The 22,509-nt window shown below is 69.0% G+C and carries 20 protein-coding genes and 2 tRNA genes; 9 read left to right on the top strand and 13 right to left on the bottom strand.

All coding sequences use genetic code 11. The annotated features are described in order from the left end of the window. Positions 1–679: 679 nt before the first annotated feature. The gene (locus tag ACGFNF_RS28990; RefSeq protein ID WP_121399376.1) at positions 680–907 is read left to right on the top strand and encodes a hypothetical protein; all 228 of its coding nucleotides are present in this window, start codon (positions 680–682) and stop codon (positions 905–907) included. 3 nt (positions 908–910) lie between these two features. Here the strand turns inward: ACGFNF_RS28990 and ACGFNF_RS28995 are convergent, their stop codons facing one another. From ACGFNF_RS28995 to ACGFNF_RS29020, 6 genes are all read right to left on the bottom strand, one after another. Continuing rightward, complete coding sequence (locus ACGFNF_RS28995) at positions 911–1,708, bottom strand: carbon-nitrogen hydrolase family protein (RefSeq protein ID WP_393172019.1); 798 nt, start codon at positions 1,706–1,708, stop codon at positions 911–913. A 149-nt stretch (positions 1,709–1,857) separates the two neighbouring features. Next, positions 1,858–3,153, bottom strand: a complete 1,296-nt coding sequence (clpX, locus tag ACGFNF_RS29000) for an ATP-dependent Clp protease ATP-binding subunit ClpX (protein ID WP_132239237.1) — start codon at positions 3,151–3,153, stop codon at positions 1,858–1,860. Positions 3,154–3,371: 218 nt separating this feature from the next. After that, positions 3,372–4,034, bottom strand: coding sequence for an ATP-dependent Clp protease proteolytic subunit (locus ACGFNF_RS29005; protein ID WP_132239239.1), 663 nt, complete (start codon positions 4,032–4,034; stop codon positions 3,372–3,374). A 10-nt stretch (positions 4,035–4,044) separates the two neighbouring features. Next, complete coding sequence (locus ACGFNF_RS29010) at positions 4,045–4,686, bottom strand: ATP-dependent Clp protease proteolytic subunit (protein WP_091628855.1); 642 nt, start codon at positions 4,684–4,686, stop codon at positions 4,045–4,047. Between the two features lie 169 nt (positions 4,687–4,855). Next, positions 4,856–6,202, bottom strand: a complete 1,347-nt coding sequence (gene tig, locus ACGFNF_RS29015) for a trigger factor (protein ID WP_132239241.1) — start codon at positions 6,200–6,202, stop codon at positions 4,856–4,858. 136 nt (positions 6,203–6,338) lie between these two features. After that, positions 6,339–6,412: transfer RNA gene (locus ACGFNF_RS29020), tRNA-Pro, on the bottom strand. Positions 6,413–6,592: 180 nt separating this feature from the next. On the opposite strand from ACGFNF_RS29020, the gene ACGFNF_RS29025 reads away from it, so the two are divergent. Both ACGFNF_RS29025 and ACGFNF_RS29030 read left to right on the top strand, forming a co-directional pair. Further along, positions 6,593–6,666: transfer RNA gene (locus ACGFNF_RS29025), tRNA-Gly, on the top strand. 115 nt (positions 6,667–6,781) lie between these two features. Beyond that, the gene (locus ACGFNF_RS29030; protein WP_393172022.1) at positions 6,782–7,483 is read left to right on the top strand and encodes a hypothetical protein; all 702 of its coding nucleotides are present in this window, start codon (positions 6,782–6,784) and stop codon (positions 7,481–7,483) included. Positions 7,484–7,873: 390 nt separating this feature from the next. On the opposite strand, the gene ACGFNF_RS29035 is transcribed toward ACGFNF_RS29030, so the two are convergent. Together ACGFNF_RS29035 and ACGFNF_RS29040 are read right to left on the bottom strand one after the other, a co-directional pair. Continuing rightward, entirely contained in the window at positions 7,874–8,116 is a 243-nt protein-coding gene (locus tag ACGFNF_RS29035) for a hypothetical protein (RefSeq protein ID WP_101413796.1), read from the bottom strand. Further along, positions 8,109–8,366: a hypothetical protein gene (locus tag ACGFNF_RS29040; RefSeq protein WP_393172024.1), complete on the bottom strand. Its 258-nt coding sequence runs from the start codon at positions 8,364–8,366 to the stop codon at positions 8,109–8,111. The genes ACGFNF_RS29035 and ACGFNF_RS29040 overlap by 8 nt, the downstream gene beginning before the upstream one ends. Positions 8,367–8,749: 383 nt before the next feature. Between ACGFNF_RS29040 and ACGFNF_RS29045 the strand changes: the two genes are divergently transcribed. Together ACGFNF_RS29045 and ACGFNF_RS29050 are read left to right on the top strand one after the other, a co-directional pair. Further along, positions 8,750–9,973, top strand: coding sequence for a helix-turn-helix domain-containing protein (locus ACGFNF_RS29045; RefSeq protein ID WP_393172026.1), 1,224 nt, complete (start codon positions 8,750–8,752; stop codon positions 9,971–9,973). A 24-nt stretch (positions 9,974–9,997) separates the two neighbouring features. Beyond that, positions 9,998–10,465: an NUDIX domain-containing protein gene (locus tag ACGFNF_RS29050; protein WP_393172028.1), complete on the top strand. Its 468-nt coding sequence runs from the start codon at positions 9,998–10,000 to the stop codon at positions 10,463–10,465. A gap of 141 nt (positions 10,466–10,606) precedes the next feature. Here the strand turns inward: ACGFNF_RS29050 and ACGFNF_RS29055 are convergent, their stop codons facing one another. The 4 genes from ACGFNF_RS29055 to ACGFNF_RS29070 all read right to left on the bottom strand — a co-directional run bounded on the left by ACGFNF_RS29055 (position 10,607) and on the right by ACGFNF_RS29070 (position 15,955). Next, positions 10,607–11,980 carry a hypothetical protein gene (locus tag ACGFNF_RS29055; RefSeq protein WP_393172030.1) on the bottom strand — a complete coding sequence of 458 codons (1,374 nt, stop codon included), beginning with the start codon at positions 11,978–11,980 and terminating at the stop codon, positions 10,607–10,609. After that, a complete protein-coding gene (locus ACGFNF_RS29060) occupies positions 11,977–13,206 on the bottom strand; it encodes an ATP-binding protein (protein WP_393172032.1) in 1,230 nt (409 codons plus the stop codon). The genes ACGFNF_RS29055 and ACGFNF_RS29060 overlap by 4 nt, the downstream gene beginning before the upstream one ends. 1,075 nt (positions 13,207–14,281) lie before the next feature. Continuing rightward, complete coding sequence (locus ACGFNF_RS29065) at positions 14,282–15,304, bottom strand: LD-carboxypeptidase (protein WP_393172034.1); 1,023 nt, start codon at positions 15,302–15,304, stop codon at positions 14,282–14,284. A gap of 60 nt (positions 15,305–15,364) precedes the next feature. Then, positions 15,365–15,955, bottom strand: a complete 591-nt coding sequence (locus ACGFNF_RS29070; protein ID WP_393172036.1) for an AAA family ATPase — start codon at positions 15,953–15,955, stop codon at positions 15,365–15,367. Positions 15,956–16,085: 130 nt separating this feature from the next. On the opposite strand from ACGFNF_RS29070, the gene ACGFNF_RS29075 reads away from it, so the two are divergent. Then, positions 16,086–16,505 carry an ASCH domain-containing protein gene (locus tag ACGFNF_RS29075; RefSeq protein ID WP_393172038.1) on the top strand — a complete coding sequence of 140 codons (420 nt, stop codon included), beginning with the start codon at positions 16,086–16,088 and terminating at the stop codon, positions 16,503–16,505. Between the two features lie 70 nt (positions 16,506–16,575). On the opposite strand, the gene ACGFNF_RS29080 is transcribed toward ACGFNF_RS29075, so the two are convergent. Further along, positions 16,576–17,040, bottom strand: a complete 465-nt coding sequence (locus tag ACGFNF_RS29080; RefSeq protein WP_393172040.1) for a carboxymuconolactone decarboxylase family protein — start codon at positions 17,038–17,040, stop codon at positions 16,576–16,578. Between the two features lie 146 nt (positions 17,041–17,186). On the opposite strand from ACGFNF_RS29080, the gene ACGFNF_RS29085 reads away from it, so the two are divergent. From ACGFNF_RS29085 to ACGFNF_RS29095, 3 genes are all read left to right on the top strand, one after another. Beyond that, positions 17,187–18,053, top strand: coding sequence for a sigma-70 family RNA polymerase sigma factor (locus ACGFNF_RS29085; RefSeq protein ID WP_393172042.1), 867 nt, complete (start codon positions 17,187–17,189; stop codon positions 18,051–18,053). A 106-nt stretch (positions 18,054–18,159) separates the two neighbouring features. Continuing rightward, positions 18,160–21,156 carry an Hsp70 family protein gene (locus ACGFNF_RS29090; RefSeq protein WP_393172044.1) on the top strand — a complete coding sequence of 999 codons (2,997 nt, stop codon included), beginning with the start codon at positions 18,160–18,162 and terminating at the stop codon, positions 21,154–21,156. A gap of 118 nt (positions 21,157–21,274) precedes the next feature. Then, positions 21,275–22,498, top strand: a complete 1,224-nt coding sequence (locus tag ACGFNF_RS29095; RefSeq protein ID WP_393172046.1) for a S8 family peptidase — start codon at positions 21,275–21,277, stop codon at positions 22,496–22,498. Positions 22,499–22,509 lie beyond the last annotated feature (11 nt).

A 22,509-nucleotide genomic window follows, 5' to 3' on the forward strand; every position in this document is an offset into this window, starting at 1 on the left:
AGCGTTCGTCCTGAGCCAGGATCAAACTCTCCAACAAAAACTTGTTGAAAAACTGTCCCGACAACAAAAAGTGTTGCCAAAGGAATCCAAGACCAGCCAAACCGAAGCCTGACCAGTCCGGGGTATAAATCATAATTGGCACTGGCTTATCAAGCACCCTGTTGAGTTCTCAAAGAACAACCACACACCACTCGGTGTCCCACATGGTGGGAACCCGCTTGGGGCAACTCCTCTACCTTACTCGGCTCACTTCCCGGTGTCAACCTCGTGTTCGAGGTGATCAAGGGAGTGATCCGAATTCCACGATGACGCTCGCCGTATCACGGCGGTCGTTGCTGTCGTGGAGAGCCGCAGACCGGCCGATCGCCACTTCGTGGCCATCCGCCCGGCTCCTGCCGGCTTCCGAACTCTACCCGGCCGGCCTCGCGATCGCAACCCCATCTTGGAGTGTCCTCGCACCGCCCGGATCCTCAGCCTCGCCCGGCGTCTCCGCCACGAGCCTGGTGCCGTTGTCGGCCGGTTTGTCCGGCCTCCCGCGTGCAGAGAGAAAGTTACGCCGCCCGCTCGGAGAAGGCAAATCGGCGTTCGTCACTGTGAGTCCGGAGCCGCCGCCGGCGGACGCGCATTCGTGATGACCGCATGGGTCCGAAGGCGGTCCCGGCGTGCCAGAGTGTCTGTCATGGCTGACCTCCCGCGCACCCGGGTGACCGTGCTCGCCGAGGACGCGCTGACGGGACTGCTGCTGCCGTTCTGGCAGCTGGTCATCGGCGCCTTCGTGGTCTTCGTCGTCCTGGTCTCGGTGGCTCGGCTGGCCCGCCGTGGTCGGTCCCGCATGACGACGGCGCTCCTGGTCACGGCCGCCGCGATCGCCGGCTTCGCCGTGCTGGGCGTACTGCTTCAGGGGTGAGCGTCAGAGCCGGCGGTTCGCGAGGCTCGGCAGCTCGGCGCGGATCGTCCGCAGCCGGTCGAGATCGAGGTCGGCGACGGCCAGGCCCGGGCCGTCGGGCACCTGGGTGAGCACCGTCCCCCACGGGTCGACCACCATGCTGCGTCCGTAACAGCTCCGGCTCGGCTCGTGGTCGCCGACCTGCCCCGCCGCGGCGACGAAGCACTGGTTCTCGATCGCCCGCGCGCGCAGCAGCACCTCCCAGTGGTCCCGCCCGGTGTGGACCATGAAGGCCGCCGGCACCACGAGCAACTGGGCGCCGCCCTCGACCACGAGCTGCCGGTACAGCTCCGGGAACCGGAGGTCGTAGCAGATCGACAGGCCGACGCGAAGGCCCTCGACGTCGACGACCACCGGCTGGTCGCCCGGGGCGACGGTGGCCGACTCCAGGTAGGAGACCCGGCCGGGGATCTCCACGTCGTACAGGTGGATCTTCCGGTAGCTGGCGGCGAGCGTGCCCGAGCGGTCGAAGACCAGGGAGGTGTTCCAGGTGCGGGCCGGATCCGGCCCGCGCTCGTGGATCGACCCTGCGATCAGCCACATGCCCAGCCGCCGGGCGACGCCGGCGAAGAACTGGCCCACCTCGCCGTCGACCGGCTCCGGCTCGGGGAGCCCCGCAGCGGGCCCGAGATAGTCGACGAACTCCGGCAGGAGCGCCAGGTCCGCGCCGGCCGCCGCCGCACGTTCCAGCAGGGCCTCCGCGGCCGCGAGGTTCGCCTTACGGTCGTCCCGGGAGTTCAGCTGACAGACGGCGACGCGCATGGGGATCAGCGTACGACCGGAGGGGGCGCGGCGACAGCGTCGAAGAGGTGGCGGGGCTCCCGGGCCACGGGTGGATCGAGCCTCTCGCGTCGGCCGGGCCGGACACGACACCGCGCCCGACCGGAGCGGTCGGGCGCGGCAGCGGTGGATCAGGCCGACTTCTCCTCGCGGTCCCGCCGGGCACGCCGGCCGGTGAACTCGCGGGGAACGATCGTCGGGTTGACGTTCTCGAGCACCACCTCGCGGGTGATCAGCACCCGGGCGGCGTCGGGGTTGCTCGGCACCTCGTACATCACGGAGAGCAGGACCTCTTCCATGATCGCGCGCAGGCCGCGGGCGCCCGTGCCGCGCAACATCGCCTGGTCGGCGATGGCCTCCAAGGCCGGCGGCTCGAACTCCAGCTCGACGCCGTCGAGCTCGAAGAGGCGTTGGTATTGCCGGACCAGGGCGTTGCGCGGCTCGGTGAGGATGCGCACCAGGGCGGTGCGGTCGAGGCTGCGCACGTTGGTGATCACCGGGAGCCGGCCGATGAACTCGGGGATCAGCCCGAACTTCAGCATGTCCTCCGGCATGACCTGGCTGAAGATGTCGTCGGTCGACCGCTCGGAGACCGACCGGAGCCGGGCGCCGAAGCCTGTGCCGCCGTGGCCGGTGCGGGCCTCGATGATCTGGTCGAGCCCGGCGAAGGCACCACCGCAGATGAACAGCACGTTCGTGGTGTCGATCTGGATGAACTCCTGGTGGGGGTGCTTGCGCCCGCCCTGCGGCGGCACGTTGGCCACCGTGCCTTCCAGCATCTTGAGCAGCGCCTGCTGGACGCCCTCGCCGGAGACGTCCCGCGTGATCGACGGATTCTCCGACTTGCGGGCGATCTTGTCGACCTCGTCGATGTAGATGATGCCGGTCTCGGCGCGCTTGATGTCGTAGTCGGCGGCCTGGATCAGCTTGAGGAGGATGTTCTCCACGTCCTCGCCGACGTAGCCGGCCTCCGTCAGCGCGGTGGCGTCGGCGATGGCGAACGGCACGTTCAGCATCCGCGCCAGGGTCTGCGCCAGGTGGGTCTTGCCGCACCCCGTCGGGCCGAGCAGCAGGATGTTGGACTTGGCCAGCTCGACGGCGTCACTGCCGGAGCCCGGCGCGCCGGCCGCCTCGGCCTGGATCCGCTTGTAGTGGTTGTAGACCGCGACGGCGAGCGCCTTCTTGGCCTGGTCCTGCCCGACGACATAGGTGTCGAGGAACTGGCAGATCTCCATCGGCTTGGGAAGCTCTTCCCACTTCACCTCGCCGGACTCGGCCAGCTCCTCCTCGATGATCTCGTTGCAGAGATCGATGCACTCGTCGCAGATGTAGACCCCGGGGCCCGCGATGAGCTTCTTGACCTGCTTCTGCGACTTACCGCAGAACGAGCATTTCAGTAGGTCGCCGCCGTCACCGATCCGTGCCACCTACGTTCTCCCTGCACTCGTCGGCCGGAGACCCGGCCCTCGCCTGCGGACGTGGAAGCGTCCGCCTCGTTTCACTCCGCTCGTCCACCCCGCCGGCGCACCGGTGGAGCGGCACAGACCCGACGTTACCCGCTGGCGGGGGTTTCTCCGACCCCCAAAACGGGTGTGTCAGACGGTCGGCCGGGAGCGGACTCCCGGCCGACCGCGACCCGAGCTGTTCAGCTGGCGGCGTTGGCCGCCAACAGGCCCTTCTTGCGGCTGGTGAGGATGGTGTCCACCAGCCCGTACTCCTTGGACTCCTCGGCCGTCATGATCTTGTCACGGTCGATGTCCTTGCGGACCTTCTCGATCGGCTGGTTGCAGTGCCGCGAGAGCATGTCCTCGAGCTGCGTGCGCATCCGCAGGATCTCCCGGGCCTGGATCTCGATGTCCGAGCCCTGCCCGTAGCCGCCCTCGGTGGCCGGCTGGTGGATGATGATCCGCGAGTTCGGCAGCGCCATCCGCTTGCCCGGGGTGCCGGCGGCCAGCAGCACGGCCGCCGCGCTGGCGGCCTGACCGAGGCAGACCGTCGAGATGTCCGGCCGGACGTACTGCATGGTGTCGTAGATCGCCGTCATGGCGGTGAACGAACCGCCGGGCGAGTTGATGTACATGATGATGTCGCGGTCCGGGTCGGTGCCCTCGAGCGTCAGCAGCTGCGCCATCACGTCGTTGGCCGACGCGTCGTCGACCTGGACGCCGAGGAAGATGATCCGGTCCTCGAAGAGCTTGTTGTAGGGGTTGGACTCCTTGACCCCGTACGACGTGCGCTCGACGAACGACGGCAGGACGTAGCGGTTGTGCACGGCCGCGAACTGGGGCGGCAGGCTCAGGTCGGTCATCGTCAGCTCCTCAGCTCAGGGTCCCGGCGCCATCCGGAACCTGGGCGGCCCCGATGATCACCTTGTCGATGAAGCCGTAGTCCAGGGCCTCCTGGGCGGTGAACCAGCGGTCGCGGTCGGAGTCCGCCTCGATCTGCGCCTGGCTCTGGCCGGTGTGGTGCGCGACCCGCTCCTGGAACATCCGCTTGGTGTAGAGCATCTGCTCCGCCTGGATGGCGATGTCGGACGCGGTGCCGCCCAGACCGCCGGAGGGCTGGTGCATCATGATCCGCGCGTGCGGCAGGGCGTAGCGCTTGCCCTTGGTGCCGGCGCAGAGCAGCAGCTGACCCATGGACGCCGCCATGCCCATCGCCACGGTCGAAACGTCGTTGTCGATGAACTGCATGGTGTCGTAGATCGCCATGCCGGAGTAGACCGAACCGCCCGGCGAGTTGATCCAGAGGTTGATGTCGCGGTCCGGGTCCTCCGCGGCGAGCAGCAGGAGCTGCGCGCAGATGCGGTTGGCGACCTGGTCGGTCACCTCGCTGCCCAGGAAGATGATGCGTTCCTTGAGCAACCGGTTGTAGACCGAGTCGTCGAGGTTGCCAATGGTGTCGCCACCGCGGGCATCGATCGCCCGGAGCGGCTTCGCTTGGATGTGCATGTCGGTCATGGCAGCCCTTCGCTCTCCGTACCGTCCTACCCGACACTAACCGCTCAGCCGGATGGCAGAGCGCCGGTCCGGGCAGTGTTCGCTATCAGCGCAGTACCGCCGAGGCGTACCCGAAAAGGGAATCGGCCGCCGTCCACCGCAGGCGGCGGACGGCGGCCTCCCCGCACGGTCAGTGCTCGTGGTTGTGCTCGGCCTCGTTCTCGGCGCGCAGCGCGTCGAGGGTGACCTCGTTGCCCGCCGAGTCCTTGATCTTGATGCGCTCCATGACCGAGGCCAGGGCCTTGCCCCGCCGCACGTCACCGAAGACGGCACCGGCCGCGCCCGAGCGGACCAGCTGGTCGTAGTACTGCTGCGGAGCCATCCCGGCGCGCTGGGCCCGGTGCACGATCTCGTGGCCGAACTCGTCGTCGGAGACCTGCACGTCCTCGGCGTCGGCCAGGGTGTCCAGCAGCAGCTGGACCTTGACGCCCTCGGTCGCCGCCTCGGTCAGCTCGGCGTCGATCTGCTCCTCGGTCTTCTCCTCGGCCGCGAGGTATTCCTCCAGCGAGGCGCCGATCCGCTCGAGCTGGTCGACCATCGCCTGCTTGCGGCTCTCGACCTCCTCGCGGACGATGCCCTCCGGCGCCGGCACCTCGGCGGCGGCCACCATCTGCTCCAGCGCCTTGTCGCGGGCGGCGTAGATCTGCTCGACCCGCTTGCCCCGGGTGACCCGCTCCCGCAGGTCGCCGCGCAGCTCCTCGATGGTGTCGAACTCGCTCGCCATCTGGGCGAACTCGTCGTTGAGCTCCGGCAGCTCCTTCTCCTTGACCGTGCGGACGGTCACCGCCACCTCGGCGTCGCGGCCGGCGAAGTCGCCGCCGACGAGCTGGGTGGTGAAGCTGGTGTCCTCGCCGGCGGCCAGGCCGACGACGGCCTCGTCCAGGCCCGGGAGGAGCTGCTTGCTGCCGACCTCGTGGGAGATGTTGCTGGCGGAGCCGCCCGGCACGTCCTCGCCGTCGACGGTCGCGTTCAGGTCGATCTGGACGTAGTCGCCCTCCTGGGCGGCCCGCTCGACGGTCTTCAGGGTGGCGAACCGCTCGCGCAGGTTCTTCACCTGCTCGTCGATCTCGCTGTCGTCGATCTGCAGCTCGTCGACGGTCACCTCGATGGTGGCCGGGTCCGGCAGGGTGATCTCCGGGCGGACGTCGACCTCGGCGGTGAAGTTCAGCGAGTCACCGTCGTTGAACTCGGTGATCTCGACCTCGGGGCGGCCGAGCGTCTTCAGGTCGTGCTCGCGGACGGCGGCGAGGATGTTCTGCGGGATGGCCTCCTGCACCGCCTCGTTGAGGACGGTGCCCCGGCCGACCCGCTGGTCGATCACGGCCGCAGGAATCTTGCCCTTGCGGAAGCCGGGCACCTGGACCTGCTGCCCGATCTCCCGGTACGCCTTCCTGAGGCTCGGCTCGAGCTCGACGAACGGCACCTCGATGGCGAGCCGCACGCGCGTCGGGCTCAGAGTCTCGACGGTGCTCTTCACAGGCGTACTCCTTGACGGATCTCGGTTTTAGTCTGGGCGTGATCAGCCCATCGAGTGTAGGCGAGCCGGCCGGACGCACCGGCAGCGGCCGGGGACCGCACAGAGGGCGACCCCGGCGACCGGCCGCGGACGACAGTCGGGGTGGCGGGATTTGAACCCACGGCCCCTCGCTCCCAAAGCGAGTGCGCTACCAAGCTGCGCCACACCCCGTGGCGACGAGCAGTCTATGCCGTCGCGACCCGCCGGAAGTCCCGGGGCGTCCCTCAACGCGCCGAAGGGGGACCAACCGGACATCTGACGCTCCGAGACCACCCCGCCGGGGATACGGCCGCGCGGAGCACGCGGGTCATTCGGTACGCTGTCGGCGCGCCCTGCGATGGCGGGGCGCACGCGGGCGTAGCTCAATGGCAGAGCTTCAGTCTTCCAAACTGACGGTGCGAGTTCGATTCTCGTCGCCCGCTCCAGCAGTACCGGCCCAGGTCAGCGGCGTTCTCGCCGAACCTGGGCCGTTCTCGTTTCAGCCCTCTCTGATCTTGCGTACCACTGGCGTGCCAGTAGCGCCGCCATACGGTGACCGTCATGAAACGGACCGAGGTTCTGCGCGACCTCCTGCACAACGGCCGGGGCTACGACACGCCGCAGCTAGAGTCGCTCGCCGCCGAACTCGGCCTGCCCGTGGCCGACGCGCTCGTGGTCGCGGGCCATCCGGTGCCGGGGCACCTGCTGCCGCCGGACCGCGACAAGGACATCATGCGCGCGTTTGTCTACCGCGTGACGTACTGCAACCACCCACAGCTAGCGGCCCTCCGTGAGTTTCTGCTCGCTATGCAGGATGAGGGCGCGGCGCCCGAGCCTCGGCCGGCTCGCGATCCAGCGGACCCGGACCCGTTCCCGGCCGTCCTGCACGGTCTTATGCGTAACCGCGGCTTCGGGGTACGGGAGTTCCCATTTGTCGGTCTGTCGATGAGCACCATCAGGGGCATGCTGGGCGGGGCATGGCACCGACTCTCGCAGCTCCAGGCGATGGCCGGGCCGCTGGGCTGGAGCAAGGAGGACCTGGCCACGCTCGCGGGCGAACCGCTGCAGCCCCTCGACTACGGTCCAATGTTCTGTCACCACGTTGGCGCGGTGTTCCTGGCCGCCGTCCCCCGCACAACCGAACAACTGGTACGCGCCGCCCGTGAGGCGGACCGACAGAGCGCGCGCGAGGACCAAGGCGCCTGGCAACCGGTCTCCCAAGGCATCTACGACTGCCCGACCTCTCAGATCAGCTCCAGCTAGGACAGGGCGTACTGTCCTCGATGTCGTGGCGGCTACCAGGCATCACCAGCACCGACGTCATGATCGGGTCGCCGGGTGCCTGGTGGACGGTGATGACGACGCTCATGAACAAGTCAGCTCAGCCGCCCGGCGCCACACGCCCGACCGCTGCAGCCAGCCACCCCGACCACGACGACGGTGCTCCCACCGACTCCGGCCGAGTCGCACCCGGCCAGCGATGTGGCAGGCGGCGGTAACGGCCGAACACCCGCAACGCCGCCTGACGCTGTGGGCACGGCCCCTCCTCGCGGCAGGTGGCGCAGCGCCCGTCAGCGCTCGACGGGGTGTGCTGGTCAAGCTGCGTCTGTGCCGCCCGGAGCTGGTCGCGTACCGCCTTGGACAGGTAGGTGCTCACCGGGCCGCCCCATCCGGCGGGAGCTTGCTGGCGCGTACCAGGATCTGCGCCTGCCGACCGTGGCGGCCGGACGGACCGAGCCTGAATCCCTCGACCCAGATCCACTCGTCCTGCGGCGGACGGTTGGCCACCAGCCGAACGCCGGTCACCCACAACGTCACCGGCCCATCCGAGGGCAGGAGACGATCGGCTGCATCGATCGTCAGTACCGCGCCGAGTCGTACCCGAACGTCAAACACCGCGTCTCCTCATCACCGGCGCCACGTTGCGAGGCGGCGCGTTGTCGGTAGTGCGTCGCTGGATCTGAAGGCCGGCGATCTGTGCGAAGACCTCCCGCCGCGCCAGCGCCTTACCGGTGGCCGGGTTGATGGAGTAGCCGGTAAGCCACACCCACCCGTGGTACGTCGGCTTGTCGCAGACCGAGGTAACCCGCAGCCACAACGCCCGGTCGCCGCCGAACTGCACCGACGCCCGGCCGTCGATCAGCACCAAGTCGCCTGGCGCCGGCACGCCCGGACGTCGCGGCGCTGGTGTGCGAAGCGCCGAGGCGGGCGGGCCATTCAGGGGCCGTCGTTCGGGTCGCGGTCCCACGCCAGCACCCATCCCGGGCCAGCCTCAGCAGGTCGCCGAGCGACCGGAGCCCGCGCAGTCCAGGCAGGACCGCCGGGCCAGGGAACGGGTCCTCTCCGACCCACGCCCCATCCCCCGAGTGGCAGTGCGGGCGAGGGTGTACTTCCAGCCCGCGCCCGAGCAGGATTGGCAGTTGCTCGATACGTTCAGCCCCGTCATGCAGACAGGTTGTGGCACATACCGCCCAGCGACCCGGAAAATCCTTCCGGGGTCGCAGCCGACCGAGGGGAGACAGTGAACCGGTGCGCGGGACAACCAACACCCTGACCATCGGCGAACGCGTCGCCTGGTACCGGCGACGGCGCGGCCTATCTCAGGAAGTTCTGGCCGGGCTGATCGGCCGTACCGCCGACTGGCTGGGCAAGATCGAGAACAACCGGATCGAGCTGGACCGACTCTCCGTCATCAAGTCCTTGGCCGAAGTCCTGGACGTCTCTCTCGGCGATCTACTCGGCGAACCCTCGCTGCTCGACTGGACCGGCGACAGCGGCACCGAAACCGTCCCCACGCTGCGCGCCGCCCTGATGAACTACCGCGCCCTCGGTCCGTTCGGCGGCGGCACGGACGCGGAGCCGCCGAGCGTCGCCGTACTCAAGAAGGAGGTGGGCGCTCTCTGGGACGCCTACCAGGACTCACGATTCGGATACGTCACCGGCCGCCTACCCGACCTGCTCCACCGCGCCCAGGCCGCCGCCGACCACCACGACGGCGACGACCAGGACCAGGCCCGCCGGCTACTCGGCCTGACGTACCAACTCGCCGCCACCCAACTCACCAAGCTCGGAGAAAGCGACCTCGCTTGGATTGCCGCCGACCGCGGCTTGGCTGCCGTGCGCCCCACTGGTGATCCGCTCGTCACCGGCTCCCTGTTCCGTTCGGTCGGTCACGCCCTGCACGCCACTGGCCGCTACGCCGAAGCCGTACGCCTGACCGAAGACGCCGCCGGCTACCTTGAGCCCCACCTCAAGCACGCCACGCCAGCGCTGATCTCCGTCTACGGAACCCTGTTTCTGTCCGGCTCGATGGCCGCCGCCCGCTCCAGCGACGCCGCCACCACCCGCACCTTCCTCGCCGCCGCAGACCACGCCGCCGGTCAACTCGGAGCCGACGCCAACCATCTCTGGACGGCGTTCGGCCCGACCAACGTCGCTATCCACCGCGTCGCCACCGCCGCTGAGCTGGGAGACCTACAAGTCGCCATCGACCTCGGCCCCCGTATCGACACCGCCGGCCTACCGATGGAACGCCGCGTACGGCACGCCCTCGAAGTCGCCCGTGCCTACAGCTCGTGGAACCGGGTCGACGATGCCCAAGCCATGCTGCTCGACGCCGAACAGACGGCACCCGAGCAGGTCCGTCACCACTTCCTCAGCCGTCAACTAGCCCTGACCTGGATCCGCCGGCAGCGCGGCAAGCCATCCGGCGAGCTGGTCGGCCTGGCTCGCCGGCTCAAAGTGCTCGACTGAACCCAGCCCATCTACGCTGCCTTGGTGACGGCCAACGAGATGCCACCCATGGCAACCCCACGCGTCGCCGCCGGCGCCCTCTTCTTCGACAACGAAGGCCGCGTGCTCCTCGTACGCCCCAGCTACAAAAAGCACTGGGACATCCCCGGCGGCTACGTCGAACCAGGCGAGTCACCCCGCGCGGCCTGCTTGCGCGAGATCGAAGAGGAACTGGGCCTCACCACCGCGCTCGGCCCGATGCTGGTCGTCGACTGGGCGCCCGCTGAACACGAGGGCGACAAACTCCTCTTCGTCTTTGACGCGGGAACTCTTACCGCCGAGCAGGAACGTGCGATTCGTTTCGTAGATGGGGAAATCACCGAATGGCGTTACGTCCCCGCGGACGCCTTCGAACAGCACGGACCGTCCCGGCTCGCTCGTCGACTCCGCACCGCGATCATGGCACGCAACAACGGCGCCCCTGCCTACGCCGAGCACGGCAACGCCGTATAGCTCGCACTTTCGACACACCTTCGAGCCGGCCGCTGAGCCGACCGCATGCGCCGCTGCCAGACAAGAGTACTGCGTGTGAGATATACCAGAATCCTGGACATATCCTTCGAGCCGGATGATTCCAAGATTCTGGTATGCCAATTACCAATATATGGCGATAATCTCGGTTTCTAGGAACTTCTCTCCTGAAGGTAGAGACATTTCCAGCGGTGCTGCGGTCTCGACCCCGGCGGAGGAACCTCCGGGTAGTAGCCCTTGCTCCTTACATGCCCGCACGCGAAGCTCAGCCACTAGTGCAGGATCCATCTCTCGTCCGCCCAAGGTGGCTACATAGGCGGCTACGCTGGAGAAAGCCTTGCGGCTTTCTGCAACGCTCACTACTAGGTCGGCGGTCTCACTCGCAATCGTCTCTATCTCTCGCCGGTTTTCTTCCGTCAGTTCTATGCCTGCCTGGCTCGCGAGCGCATCTCCAAATGCACATACCGCCCGAATTCTTGGCTCCAGGAATCGTTGCTGCCGCTTCGCGCCTGCGGTCATTGACTGCAGCATGCCAGCGCTAAAAAGGTTCACCTCATTCCTTAGCTCAGGCACAACATCGCCGAGCACATCGGCTAGCTTCACGGCAGTCCATTCGGGCCGTAAGCCGTTTTGAGCGCACCTGCAAAGGATCCGAAATCTAGCCTTCGAGAAGAGTACTCGCCTTATGTCCTTCCAGAACAACGACTGTTCGGCTACCCCGACAAGGGTGAGTTCGCTTGTTGAGGGGCGATCGGCAGGAGAAAGCTGGTCGAGGACTTTCCGATGAACGAGATAGTCAAGGCCGTTCATCGACGCTATCTCGTAGTCAACAACCCGACATCGCAGCGGCACGAGCCCTGCCATTAACTTGCCAAGAATTCCGTTGACTTCAATCGCCCTATCGAGGCTGCTTTGGTCTGTGCCGGAAAAGAGCTCCTTGCCCTCTTTCATGATTTCAGTAAAAGTGGAAATAATTACGCTTACCCGGAATGCTGGGTCCGCTTGCACCTCCACCTCTAGATCCGCTAAGCGTCCACGCCGCAGCCTCTCAGAGGGAACGACCCACATGCTCTCACTCGGCTCCTGCGTGGCCTTCGAGAGGATCTTCTTGGCATGCTCTTCGCTCTTAGGAGGCGCATCCAGTAGGGTCGGCCTTAGAGCTAAGGAACGCTGTTCTTCCTTGTAGAGCCGTTTAAATGTGGCCTGAACGGTTGCCTTGCTTACTACCTTGGCATCCTCGGTTAAGCTCGTTTCTCTTTGCGAACCAGCGCGAGCTTTGAAGGCGGACCAAGTGCCCTCTAGGCGGCCATGAGTCTGGTGTTTGGTGGCCCTGGTCAACGTGTCGGTAAACTCGCTTGGAAGCTTCCCGAGGCGCGACGACAAAAGGCTTGTTACGCTGACCTCATCGAGGTAAACGAATTCGCGTAATTCCATTTCACGCTGCAAGGCAGCGGCTTCACGTCGCCGTTGCTTCCGCCGCTTCCACCAGCCGATCATTTGGCTTCCTCCGTAGGCTCCTCGCGGATGCTGGCAATGACCCGCGCACGCTGGGCGGCAACTCGTTCAAAACCGCCGAAGTAATCTTCCTCAAGAATGACATCGCGTCGGTCCCTCACAGCTAATAGAGCAGCCTCGCTCCAGATTGCTGTTAGTTCGGCCGGTGACCACGACTCAGTCTTCTGCGCGACAAGGGAGTGGGGCATGTCGCCTTGGATGTTGAGTTTTCGCGCAGAGGTCCGCAGGATTACTTCACGATCTTCCAATGACGGCAGCGAGAAGTTAATTTCCCAGTCAAATCTGCCGGGCCTTCGTAAGGCGACATCAATATCCTGTGGGCGATTGGTTGTAGCAATCACGACAACGTTCGTATCGATCGTGAAGCCATCCATAGAAGCAAGTAACTGACCAACGATCCGGCGCGTCGCCTCGTGCGAACTGTCGCTGCGCTGGGATGCCAAGCTGTCCATCTCGTCGAAGAACACGATTGCCCGATCTTGCTTAGCGGCGTCCTCGAAGATGGTGCGAATGACTTCCTCGCTCTGGCCGTACCACTTACTCAACACCTCAGGGCCGCTAATCTCGTAAAATACCGCATTCGCGCGATTGGCGATGATGCGGGCCAGCATCGTCTTGCCGGTTCCAGGCGGGCCGGTAAACAGCACGCCCTTGATTGGTCTTGCACCAATCCTAGTAAGCTCTTCATGGTGCTTAAGTGGAAGCTCAATCAGTTCTTGCGCTCGGTCGACGATGTCCGAGAATCCGCCGAAGTCCTCGAATGAGGGCGAGTCGCTTGGTCGGGTCTTGAAGTGTTCGGCTGTAACGGCATCTTCTCGAAGTTCGATATACCTGATGGGATCCGGGGAAATGACTCTCCGAATCTCCGCATCGACGCCCTCAACGGTGTTGCCCTTTTCGAGGGTAAGGCGGTCTGGTAGGGGTAGAGTCCGAATCCTCCCAGCAGCGTCGATGACGACTTCCTCATCCAAGACGAGGCGAACGACGCCGATCCACCGATCCTCGGGCCACAATTCCTGCGGCCCCGGGGTTATGTCATCCAGGTCCATGCCGAGTAAGACGACATCTCCCTTGGTGAAGTCGTCATCGTCGTGTAGTTCGTACGGAACCACCAACCCGTTTTGCAGTTCTACGATGAAGTCTTTGTTTTTCGCGTCAACGTGGCGAATTCGGCCAATCGCTCGTTTGGGATCACGTTGGGATGTCATAGGGGCGAACTCACTGTTCTCTACGGTGGCGCGCGCGGAGATGTCGGGCCTAGAGTGCCGAAACCGACCACTGTCGCAGACCACCTGGCGGACGTGTCTCGCACATCAGTCGACGGAGGATAAGCTACGAGACCGAAGCGCTGCCGAAACACTCTCAATAGGATCAAGGCGCCGCGCAAGCGCGGCGCGTTGGCTGCGCACTGGCCTGCTGGCGGCCTCCGGCCGGCATCGGCCGCGCGCAGCCAACCAGGGGCCGTGTTACCTCGGCGAAGCGAGCATCGCGGCTTCTAGACGCAACCCGACGCCGGCTAGGACAAGAAGGCCGGCAAGGATGTGCGCCTCGGCCTGTCCTGAGTCGCTCGCCATCGTAAGCACAGAGATCAGCAAGCCAGCGAGCAGCACGGAAGTGCCTACTACTCGTTTGGTGGCCGCTCGCCTAGATTGAAGGTCCACTGCGGGACCGTACCGGAGACCGGACATCGGAGCTGTCCGCATGGCGACTGGCTAGCTACTTGCGCTCTTGACGATCGCGGGGGCGGTCACCTTCGCCGAGGCAAGGGCGATCGCTGCCGCGCCGCTCCGCGGCTTGCCACCGGACACCGGGGTCCAGGCGCGCGGAAAGCTCGCGACACGGCAGGCCGCCCCCGGCCCGAAGGCCGGGGGCGGTAAGCCGTACGCCGCCGGACAGCCGCGCGCCCACCGCGCAGCCGTGCCAGCCACGTGCCAGTAGCCGGTGTCACGGGCGGTCAGCAGCGGTCGTGATCGGGCACCACGGCACCGCCGCTGACCAGGCGCTCCGGACAGATCGGGTCAGGCGGAAACGATCTTCCAAACTGACGGTGCGAGTTCGATTCTCGTCGCCCGCTCCAGCAGTACCGGCCCAGGTCAGCGGCGTTCTCGCCGAGCCTGGGCCGTTCTCGTTTCAGCTCTCTCTGATCTTGCGTGCCATTGGCGGGCCAGTAGCAGCGGCCGAGCCGCCCGAGGCGGGTCCTCGTGCCGGTGGGCGATAGTTCGTTCCCCCGGCCGTCCGTTACCTTTGCCGACTCGCGGGTGGCCCCTGACCGATCCGCATAGCTCAGCCGAACGGTCCCGTGGTCACATGCGGCCGTACCGCCGGTTCGAGCAGTGACAACGTCCGCTGCTGGGCATCGAGGCCGACGTGGATGCCGACCGGCATCGGCAGATTCGGGCCGGCGTGTCCGAACTCGACGTTACCCAGGACCGGGATGTCACGTTCACCGAGGACGTCGAGGACTATCTCGGGCAGGGCCGGGGACGCGTCGGGCGCCCCGAGCCCGTCGATCGCGTACGGGACGCCCACGACCATGCCGGAGATCCGATCGAGGATGCCGCAGTGCCGCAACACCTGCAGGTAGCTCCACACGTACGACGCGTGGCCGCCCATTTCCTCCCAGAACAGCACCGCGCCGTCGAACCACTCGAGCGGCAGCGCGTAAGGCGTCGCCTGCGCCAGCACAATCCGATTGATCACCCCGCCGATCAGCCGGCCTTCGGCACGACCGGCACGCCAGCACTCCCACGAGGGGGTGGTAGGCAGCGCACCGATGGCCTCCGTACTGGTCAGCAACGTCGAGTAGAGCCTTTCAAGTTGCGCTCGGCGCGCTGCGGGCGCAACCTGCCATGCCCCGCCGAGTCCAGGCGTGGCCAAGTCGGCATGGAACCCGACGAGTCCCGTGCGTGCGTAGAGCACCAGATGCAGCAGCGAGATGTCGCTGTAGCCGAGGATCGGCTTGGGGTCGGCAGCGATCGCCGCAACGTCGATCAGGTCGAGGTAGCCCAGCGCCGTCTGGCCACCGTCGTGCGCGATGATGGCGCGCACCTCAGGATCACGCAGCAGAGCATTGAGTTCCCTGGCGATCTCCGCCGGCGTAGCCGCGCTCCACCAATGGTGACGCCCTGCTTCGAGTAGCGGAGCCCGACGCACGCGAAATCCCATCCGCTCGAGCACGACCATCGCCTGCTCGAGGTCGGGCTCGTAAGCGGCATGGAGCGGCCCGGACAGCGATGCGATGACGACGAGATCTCCGGGCCTCAGGGCACGAGGCCGAAGCAGCTGAGGCAGTGCAGATCCGGTCACCGGCGCAGTGTCCCAACACGCGCAACGACACGCTACGCACTTACCGCTGGACCGGAACCGTCAGGGCGTTGACCGAAGCAGGGTGAGGACCGCTTCCTCGATGGGTTCGATGACCGGATCCCCCTGGTCTGAGGTGTCTACTTCGACGACGGCGTCGACTCCGTCCGGCGGCTCGAAGATCGACCGCTTCATTTCGCCCCGCTGGAACTGGGATTCGAGCTGTTGGTCGACAGCCGCGCCGCTGACCGCTCTGGCACGGAGGCGATCGCGGATCACTGCCTCGTCGGCCACGACGTGCACCGCGAGCACTCGTGCGCCACACGTGGTCAGCGCATCGAGCAGCATGTGCGACAACACCGAGGACTCCACGACGAAACTCACCCGTGCGGTCGCGAACAGCCGGGCTGCGTCGGCCATCACGGCCTCGGCGCGGAGGCTGAAGGGACCACCGGCGATGTGGAAATCGGAATCGAGCTGGACGTCGCCACCCTGGGTGACGGAAGCGGAGGACAGCCCGAGGCCGGTCTTCAACTCGTCCCGGGTCAACAGCGGTAGCCCGAGGCGGCGCGCCGATGCGATGGCGACCGTGGTTTTTCCGGCTCCGGGAGATCCGCAGACGGCAACCACCACCGGCCTCTCGCCTCCGAGCATCCGCCGATGGTGGCAAACCTCCAGCCGGCTGTCGACGGGCCCACAGCTCCCTGAGGAAACGAATGCCGGAAACTTCAGCGTCGGCGAAAACCCGACCGCCCCGGGCAGCGCTGACGCGTACCCTTCGGACGTGGAACTTGATGATCTTCCCACCGCGGAGTTCGCCTTCCCCGGGCCGCTGCGGGACCAGCTGGTGGCCGCGATCCTGTCCGGCGCGAAGACGTCGACGTCCAGCCTCGTGCTCGGCTACGAGCGGACGGACGAGCCGATGCCCGAGGTGGGTGAGCGCTCGGCGGTGGTCGACTCGGCGGGCCGGCGGGTCGCGGTGATCGAGGTGACCGAGGTACGCGTGGTCCGGCTCGGCGACGTCGACCTGCCGCACGCCCTCGACGAGGGCGAGGGGTACGAGTCGGTGGCGCAGTGGCGGGCCGGGCACGAGACGTTCTGGCACAGCGCGGAGGTGCGCGCGGAGCTGGGTGACCCGGGCTTCACCGTCGACGACGACACTGCGGTGCTGCTCGAGCGCTTCCGGCTGGTACACACCGTCTGAGCGCCCCTTGCCGTACGCGGCGACCCGGGCGTGCGGCGGCACGCGCCGTACGCCCGGGTCGGTCGCCCGCTCAGCCCCAGTTCTGGGGGGCGGGCTGGCGGGTGGTGGCGTTCAACCGGTTGAAGAAGTTGGTCGTGGCGAGCCAGAGCACCAACGCGGCCAGTTCCTTCTCCTCGAAGTGCCGGGCGGCCTCGTCCCACACCTCGTCGGGCACGGGGTCGGCCCGGTCGGCCAGTCGGGTCGCGGACTCGGCGAGCGCGAGTGCGGCCCGCTCGGCGTCGGTGAAGTACGGCGTCTCCCGCCAGGCGGCCAGCGCGAACAGCCGCTCCTCGGTCTCCCCCGCCTTCCGGGCGTTGCGGGCGCCGGAATCGAGGCAGGCGCTGCACCCGTTGATCTGGCTGGCCCGCAGGTGGACCAGCTCCAGGGTGCTCCCCGGGACCCCGGCCGAGTGGGCCGCCTTGTAGAGCAGATTGATCGCCTTCACCGCGTCGGGAAGCAGGGTCGCGGGGTTCTGCATACGGGCCTGTACGGACATCGTGTGCCGTCCTTCCTGTTACGCTGCCGACGCCCCCGCCGCAGCGCTTTCCTCTTCGTCACCCTGCTGTCGACAGCCGGAGGGGCGACGTGACAGATGTGACCCGGGCCACACGAAGGCCGGAGGCCGACCGGGATGGCGAGGCCGTGACTGACACCGACCTGCTCGCCGAGCGCTTCGAGGAGCAGCGCCAACGGCTGCGCTCCGTGGCCCAGCGGATGCTCGGCTCCCGGGCCGAGGCCGACGACGCGGTCCAGGACACCTGGCTGCGGCTCAGCCGCGCCGACGTCGACGGCATCGAGAACCTGCCGGGCTGGCTCACCACCACCGTGGGGCGGGTCTGCCTCGACCGGCTGGGCTCCAGCACCGCGCGGCACGAGCGGCCCGCCGACGTGGCCGCCGACGAGTCGACCACGCCCGACGCTGGCGAGGCCGACCCCGAGCGGGAGGCGATGCTCACGGAGTCGGTCGGGCGCGCGCTGGACGTGGTGCTCCGGACCCTCGGCCCCACCGAGCGGCTCGTGTTCGTGCTGCACGACATGTTCGCGGTCTCCTTCGACGAGCTCGCGCCCGTGGTCGACCGCAGCCCGGCCGCCGTACGGCAGATCGCCAGCCGGGCCCGCCGGCGCGTGCAGGGCGGATCGCCGGCGCCGGAGGCCGACCGGGCCCGGCAGCGTGGGACCGTCGAGGCGTTCCTCGCCGCGTCCCGCGAGGGGCGCTTCGACGACCTGCTCACCCTGCTCGACCCGCACGTCGTCCTGCGCTCCGACGCGGCGGCCGTGCGGATGGGCGGGGCCGGCGAGGCCCACGGCTCAGCCACGGTCGCCAGCTTCTTCTCCGGCAAGGCGCAGGGGGCGGTCCCGGCGTTCGTGGACGGCACACCGGGGGCGGTGGTGCTCGTCGACGGCCGTACCCGCCTGGTGCTCAGCTTCGTGGTCACCGACCGGATCCTCGGCATCGAGGTGGTCGCCGACCCCGAGCAGATCGCCGGCCTGGACCTGGTCGTCGGGTGACGGTCCGCGCCGCCTGAGCCGCACGTCAGGGCGCGAACGGCGCTGGTGCGGCTGCTGCGTACGATTCGGGGCCGGGCATCCCCTCGTCCCGCGGAGGTAACGGCAGATGGCAGGCCAGCACGAGGGGTACGCCCTCGGCGTCGACCTCGGCACGTCCCACACCGTCGCCGTGCTGCGCCGGCCCGACGGGCACACCCGGCCACTGCTCGTGGACGGGCAGCCGATCATCCCCTCCGGCGTGTACGCCGACGCGGACGGGCTGCTGCACGCCGGCCGGGACGCCCAGCGGCTGGCCCGCACCGATCCGGGCCGGTACGAGCCCAACCCGAAGCGGCGCATCGACGAGCCCGCCGTCGTGTTGGGTGACCGCCGGTACCCGCCGGCCGAACTGCTGGCCGCGACGCTGCACGCGGTGGCCCGGGCGGCCGTCGAGGCGGTCGGGTTCCTGCCCCCGGCGGTGCTGACGTGCCCGGCGACCTGGGACGCCGCCCGCCGCCAGGTGCTGGCCGACGCCCTGGCGACGGCCGGTTGGCCGTCGGCGGCCGAGCACACGCTCTCCGGTCCCACGCCGCCGGGCACCCGGCTGCTGCGGGAACCGGTGGCCGCCGCCCGCTACTACACGCAGGTGCTGCGCCGCCCGGTGCCGGTGGGCGGGACGATCGCGGTCTTCGACTTCGGCGCCGGAACGCTGGACGTCGCGGTGCTGCGCAACGAGGGCGCCGACCCGTGGGGCGACTCCGGGTTCACGGTCGTCACCGCGGGCGGCGCGGACGACCTCGGTGGCCTGGACGTGGACGCCGCCCTGCTGGGTCGCCTCGGCGAACTGGTCGCCGAGGCGCATCCGGCGCGGTGGGAGCGGCTGACCCGCCCGGAGTCCGCGACCCGGTGGCGGGAACGGCACGAGCTCTGGGAGAACGTCCGGGGCGCGAAGGAGATGCTGTCGCGGGTGCCGGCGGCGCCGGTGGCCGTGCCGGGGGTGGAGGCTGCGGTCACGCTCACCCGGGCCGACCTGGAGCGGGTGGCCGGGCCCCTGCTGGGCCGGGCGGTGGCGGTGACCCGCGACGTGATCGGCGCGGCCGGCCTCGACCCGCAGCAGCTCTCCGGCCTGTTCCTGGTCGGTGGCGCCACCCGGATGCCGATGGTGGCCCGGCTGCTGCACGCCGAGTTGGGCATCGCCCCGACCGTGCTGGAGCAGCCGGAGCTGCCGGTGGCCGAGGGGGCGCTGACCGACCTGCCCCTGCCCCGGCGTGCCCGGGCCGCCGACGCCTTCGCCGCACCCGCGCCCGCTGCGGCGCAGCCGGCCGGAGCACCACCGCCCGATCCCGCCGCGCCGGCACCGCAGGCCTCCGCACCGGCACCGCCCGCCGTGCCGGCGCAGCCCGCATCCGCCGGCAGCTCGCCGCACGCGCCCGCCGCGCCGGGGGACGGCGTCGGCGGCCAGGACGGCAGTGCGCCGACCGTGCCCGCCGGCCCGGCCCCCACACCGACCGCCGTCGCCGGACCGGAGGGCGTGACCCCGGCCCTGCCCGCCGGGCTGACGCCGACCATGGTCGCCGGGCCGCCGACCGCCCCGACCGTGCCCGCCGCACCGGCACCGCCCGACCCGTTCGCACCGCCGGGCGTACCGCAAGGTGGTCCCGCGGGGGCGTGGCTGGGCGTACCCGTCTCCGGCACGCCGGTGTCGGCGTCGCCCGGCGGCGGCCGGAGTGGGCCGGCGCTCCCCCGACGCCGGGCGCTGTGGATCTCGCTCGCCGCCGTGCTCGCGCTCGCCGGCGTGGCGACGGCGGCGGTGCTGTACCTGACCCGGGACCGCTATCCCGCCCTGGAGTTCCGGACCGTCGACCAGCTGACCCGGGTGCCCGCCGGCACGGAACGACCGGCGGACATGTTCACCGCGGTCCTCGGGCAGCGGGCCTATCTCGGGTATCCGCTCGGCGACGGGCGGCTGGAGGTGGTGGCGGTCGACGCCGGCACCGGCGCGGTGAAGTGGCGCAAGCAGACCGCGGTGTCCTCCGACCGGTGGAAGGGGATCGTCGCCCTGCCCGGCGCGGTCGCGGTCTTCGCCGACGCGATCGGCGACGACACCCCCCGGGACCTCGTGCTGCTCGACGGCGCCTCCGGCGACCAGCGGTGGCGCCGGTCGATCCTGGGCAACGACGACGTGATCTTCGGCGACGGCGTCGCGGTGCAGGTGGACCGCGCCGGGAAGCGGCTCGTCGGGCTGCGTCTCGGCGACGGCGGGGAGGTCTGGTCGCTGCCCAGCCCGCGCGACGAGTACGACAACACCCGCACCAGCGTCCACCCGGTCACCACCGACAAGGCCCTGGGCGGCCCGGCCTTCCTCGACGGCTCCCCGCGCGATCCCTGGCGCGGCGAGGTCAACCGCATCGTGCAGGTGGGCGCGGACCGGTCGGTCCGACTGGTCGACATGGGCAGCGGCCAGGTGGTCCGCACCCGCGCCGGGGTGGCCGACCACGACGACCTGGTGGTGGCGCATGAGGACCGCCTCTACGTGGCCCGCGACGACGCCGGTTACCAGTTGCTCGCGTACGACCTGACGAGCGACGCCCAGCCGAAGGTGCTGTACACGGCCGAGGACGACAAGCGCCGCCCGGAGGCCCTGGTGCCCTGCGGCGAGCGGCGGGCGTGCCTGCTGGAGGTGACCGGCGGCGACGACGAGACCACCGAGGTCGTGGCGGCCACCGAGGAGAAGGTGAGCCGGTGGAAGGCGCCCCGGGCGACCCGGCTCGTGCCGCTCGGCGAGCACCTGCTCGCCCGGCGGACCTCCCCGGAGTCGGCCGGCACACTGTTCGGCCCCGACGGTCGCGCCGTGCTCGCCGACCGTGGCGGGGTGGCGGTCCGGCTGGACGCGGGCAACCTGCTGCTCCTCGCCGACCCGCCCAGCTCGGTCGAGGACGACCGCAGCGTCGCCGGGCTCTCGGTGGGATCGGGTGAGGTGGCCGAGCTGGGCCAACTGGCGGACGTACGCAGCGACACGTGCTCGTGGAACACCAGCGTGATCGCCTGCGGTGCCGGCAGGCAGAGCGGGGACGCCGGGGCGGAGTCCCTGTACGGATTCGTGCTCTACCGCTTCGCCGGGTAGCCGACACCCCGACAGGCATTCAGATGGATCTATATAGCCGATAGCCTCCTCTCAACGGCCAGGCTGCTCCGCGTCCGGTCACGAGCCGGCGCGGGGCCGACAGGAGGAGGACCGGCAGATGACACTTCCCCGTACCCGGCGATGGCGGGCCCGCGCGGTGGGCGTACTCGCCGCCGCCGCGGTCGTCGCCGCGATGGGCACCCCCGCGGCGGCCGCCCCGGCCACCGGCGAGATCCTGCACGCCGACGCCCCGAACGCGGTGACCGACGGATACGTCGTCGTGCTCAGGGACGACGCGATCGGACGCGCCGACGACCGGCGGGCCACCGTCGCGGACACCGCCGGCCGCCTGGCCGACCGCTACGGGGCCACCGTCGACCGCGTCTACGGGCACGCGCTCAACGGATTCGTGGCGCACCTGCCGGAGCGGGCCGCCCGGCGGCTCGCCGCCGACCCGGCCGTGGCGTACGTGGAGCGGGACCGGGTGGTGACCCTCGTCGGGCCGGGCGTGCAGCTCAACCCGCCGTCGTGGGGCCTGGACCGCATCGACCAGCGCCTCCTCCCGCTCGACGGCCGGTACGCCTACCCGAACACCGCGCACAACGTGCACGCGTACGTCATCGACACCGGCATCCGGAGCACGCACGGCGACTTCGGCGTCCGGGCCAGCGGCGGCGTCGACCTCGTCGACGGCGGCCCGGCGGACGACTGCAACGGCCACGGCACCCACCTCGCCGGCACCATCGGCGGCACCCGGCACGGGGTGGCGAAGGAGATCCAGCTGCGGCCGGTACGGGTGCTCAACTGCGCCGGCAGCGGCACCTTCTCCCAGGTGATCGCCGGGGTGGACTGGGTCACCGCGAACGCCGTGCGGCCGGCAGTGGCGCTCCTGGCGCTCGGCGGCGGCGCCAGCACGGCGCTGGACGCCGCGGTGAACCGGTCGATCTCGTCCGGGGTGACCTACGCCGTCACGGCGGGCAGCTCGAACGCCAACGCCTGCAACTACTCCCCGGCGCGGGTCGCGGCGGCGCTCACCGTGGCGGGCACCACCAGCACCGACGCCCGGATGCCGAGCGGCAACCACGGCAGCTGCATCGACCTGTTCGCCCCCGGCGCCAACATCACCTCCACCTGGCACACCGGCGACGCGGCGGTGACCACCATCAGCGGCAGCTCGATGGCCGCCGCGCACGTCACCGGCTGCGCCGCGCTCGCCCTCTCGGCCAATCCGACCTGGAGCCCGGCGCAGGTGGCCGCGTACCTGGTCGGCAGGGCGACGACCGGAGTGGTGACGGGCGTGGTCAGCGGTACGCCGAACCGCCTGCTCTACTGCGGCCCCTGACCCACGCGGCC

The sequence above is a fragment of the Micromonospora sp. NPDC048868 genome, assembly GCF_043198195.1.
Taxonomy (GTDB): domain Bacteria; phylum Actinomycetota; class Actinomycetes; order Mycobacteriales; family Micromonosporaceae; genus Micromonospora; species Micromonospora reichwaldensis.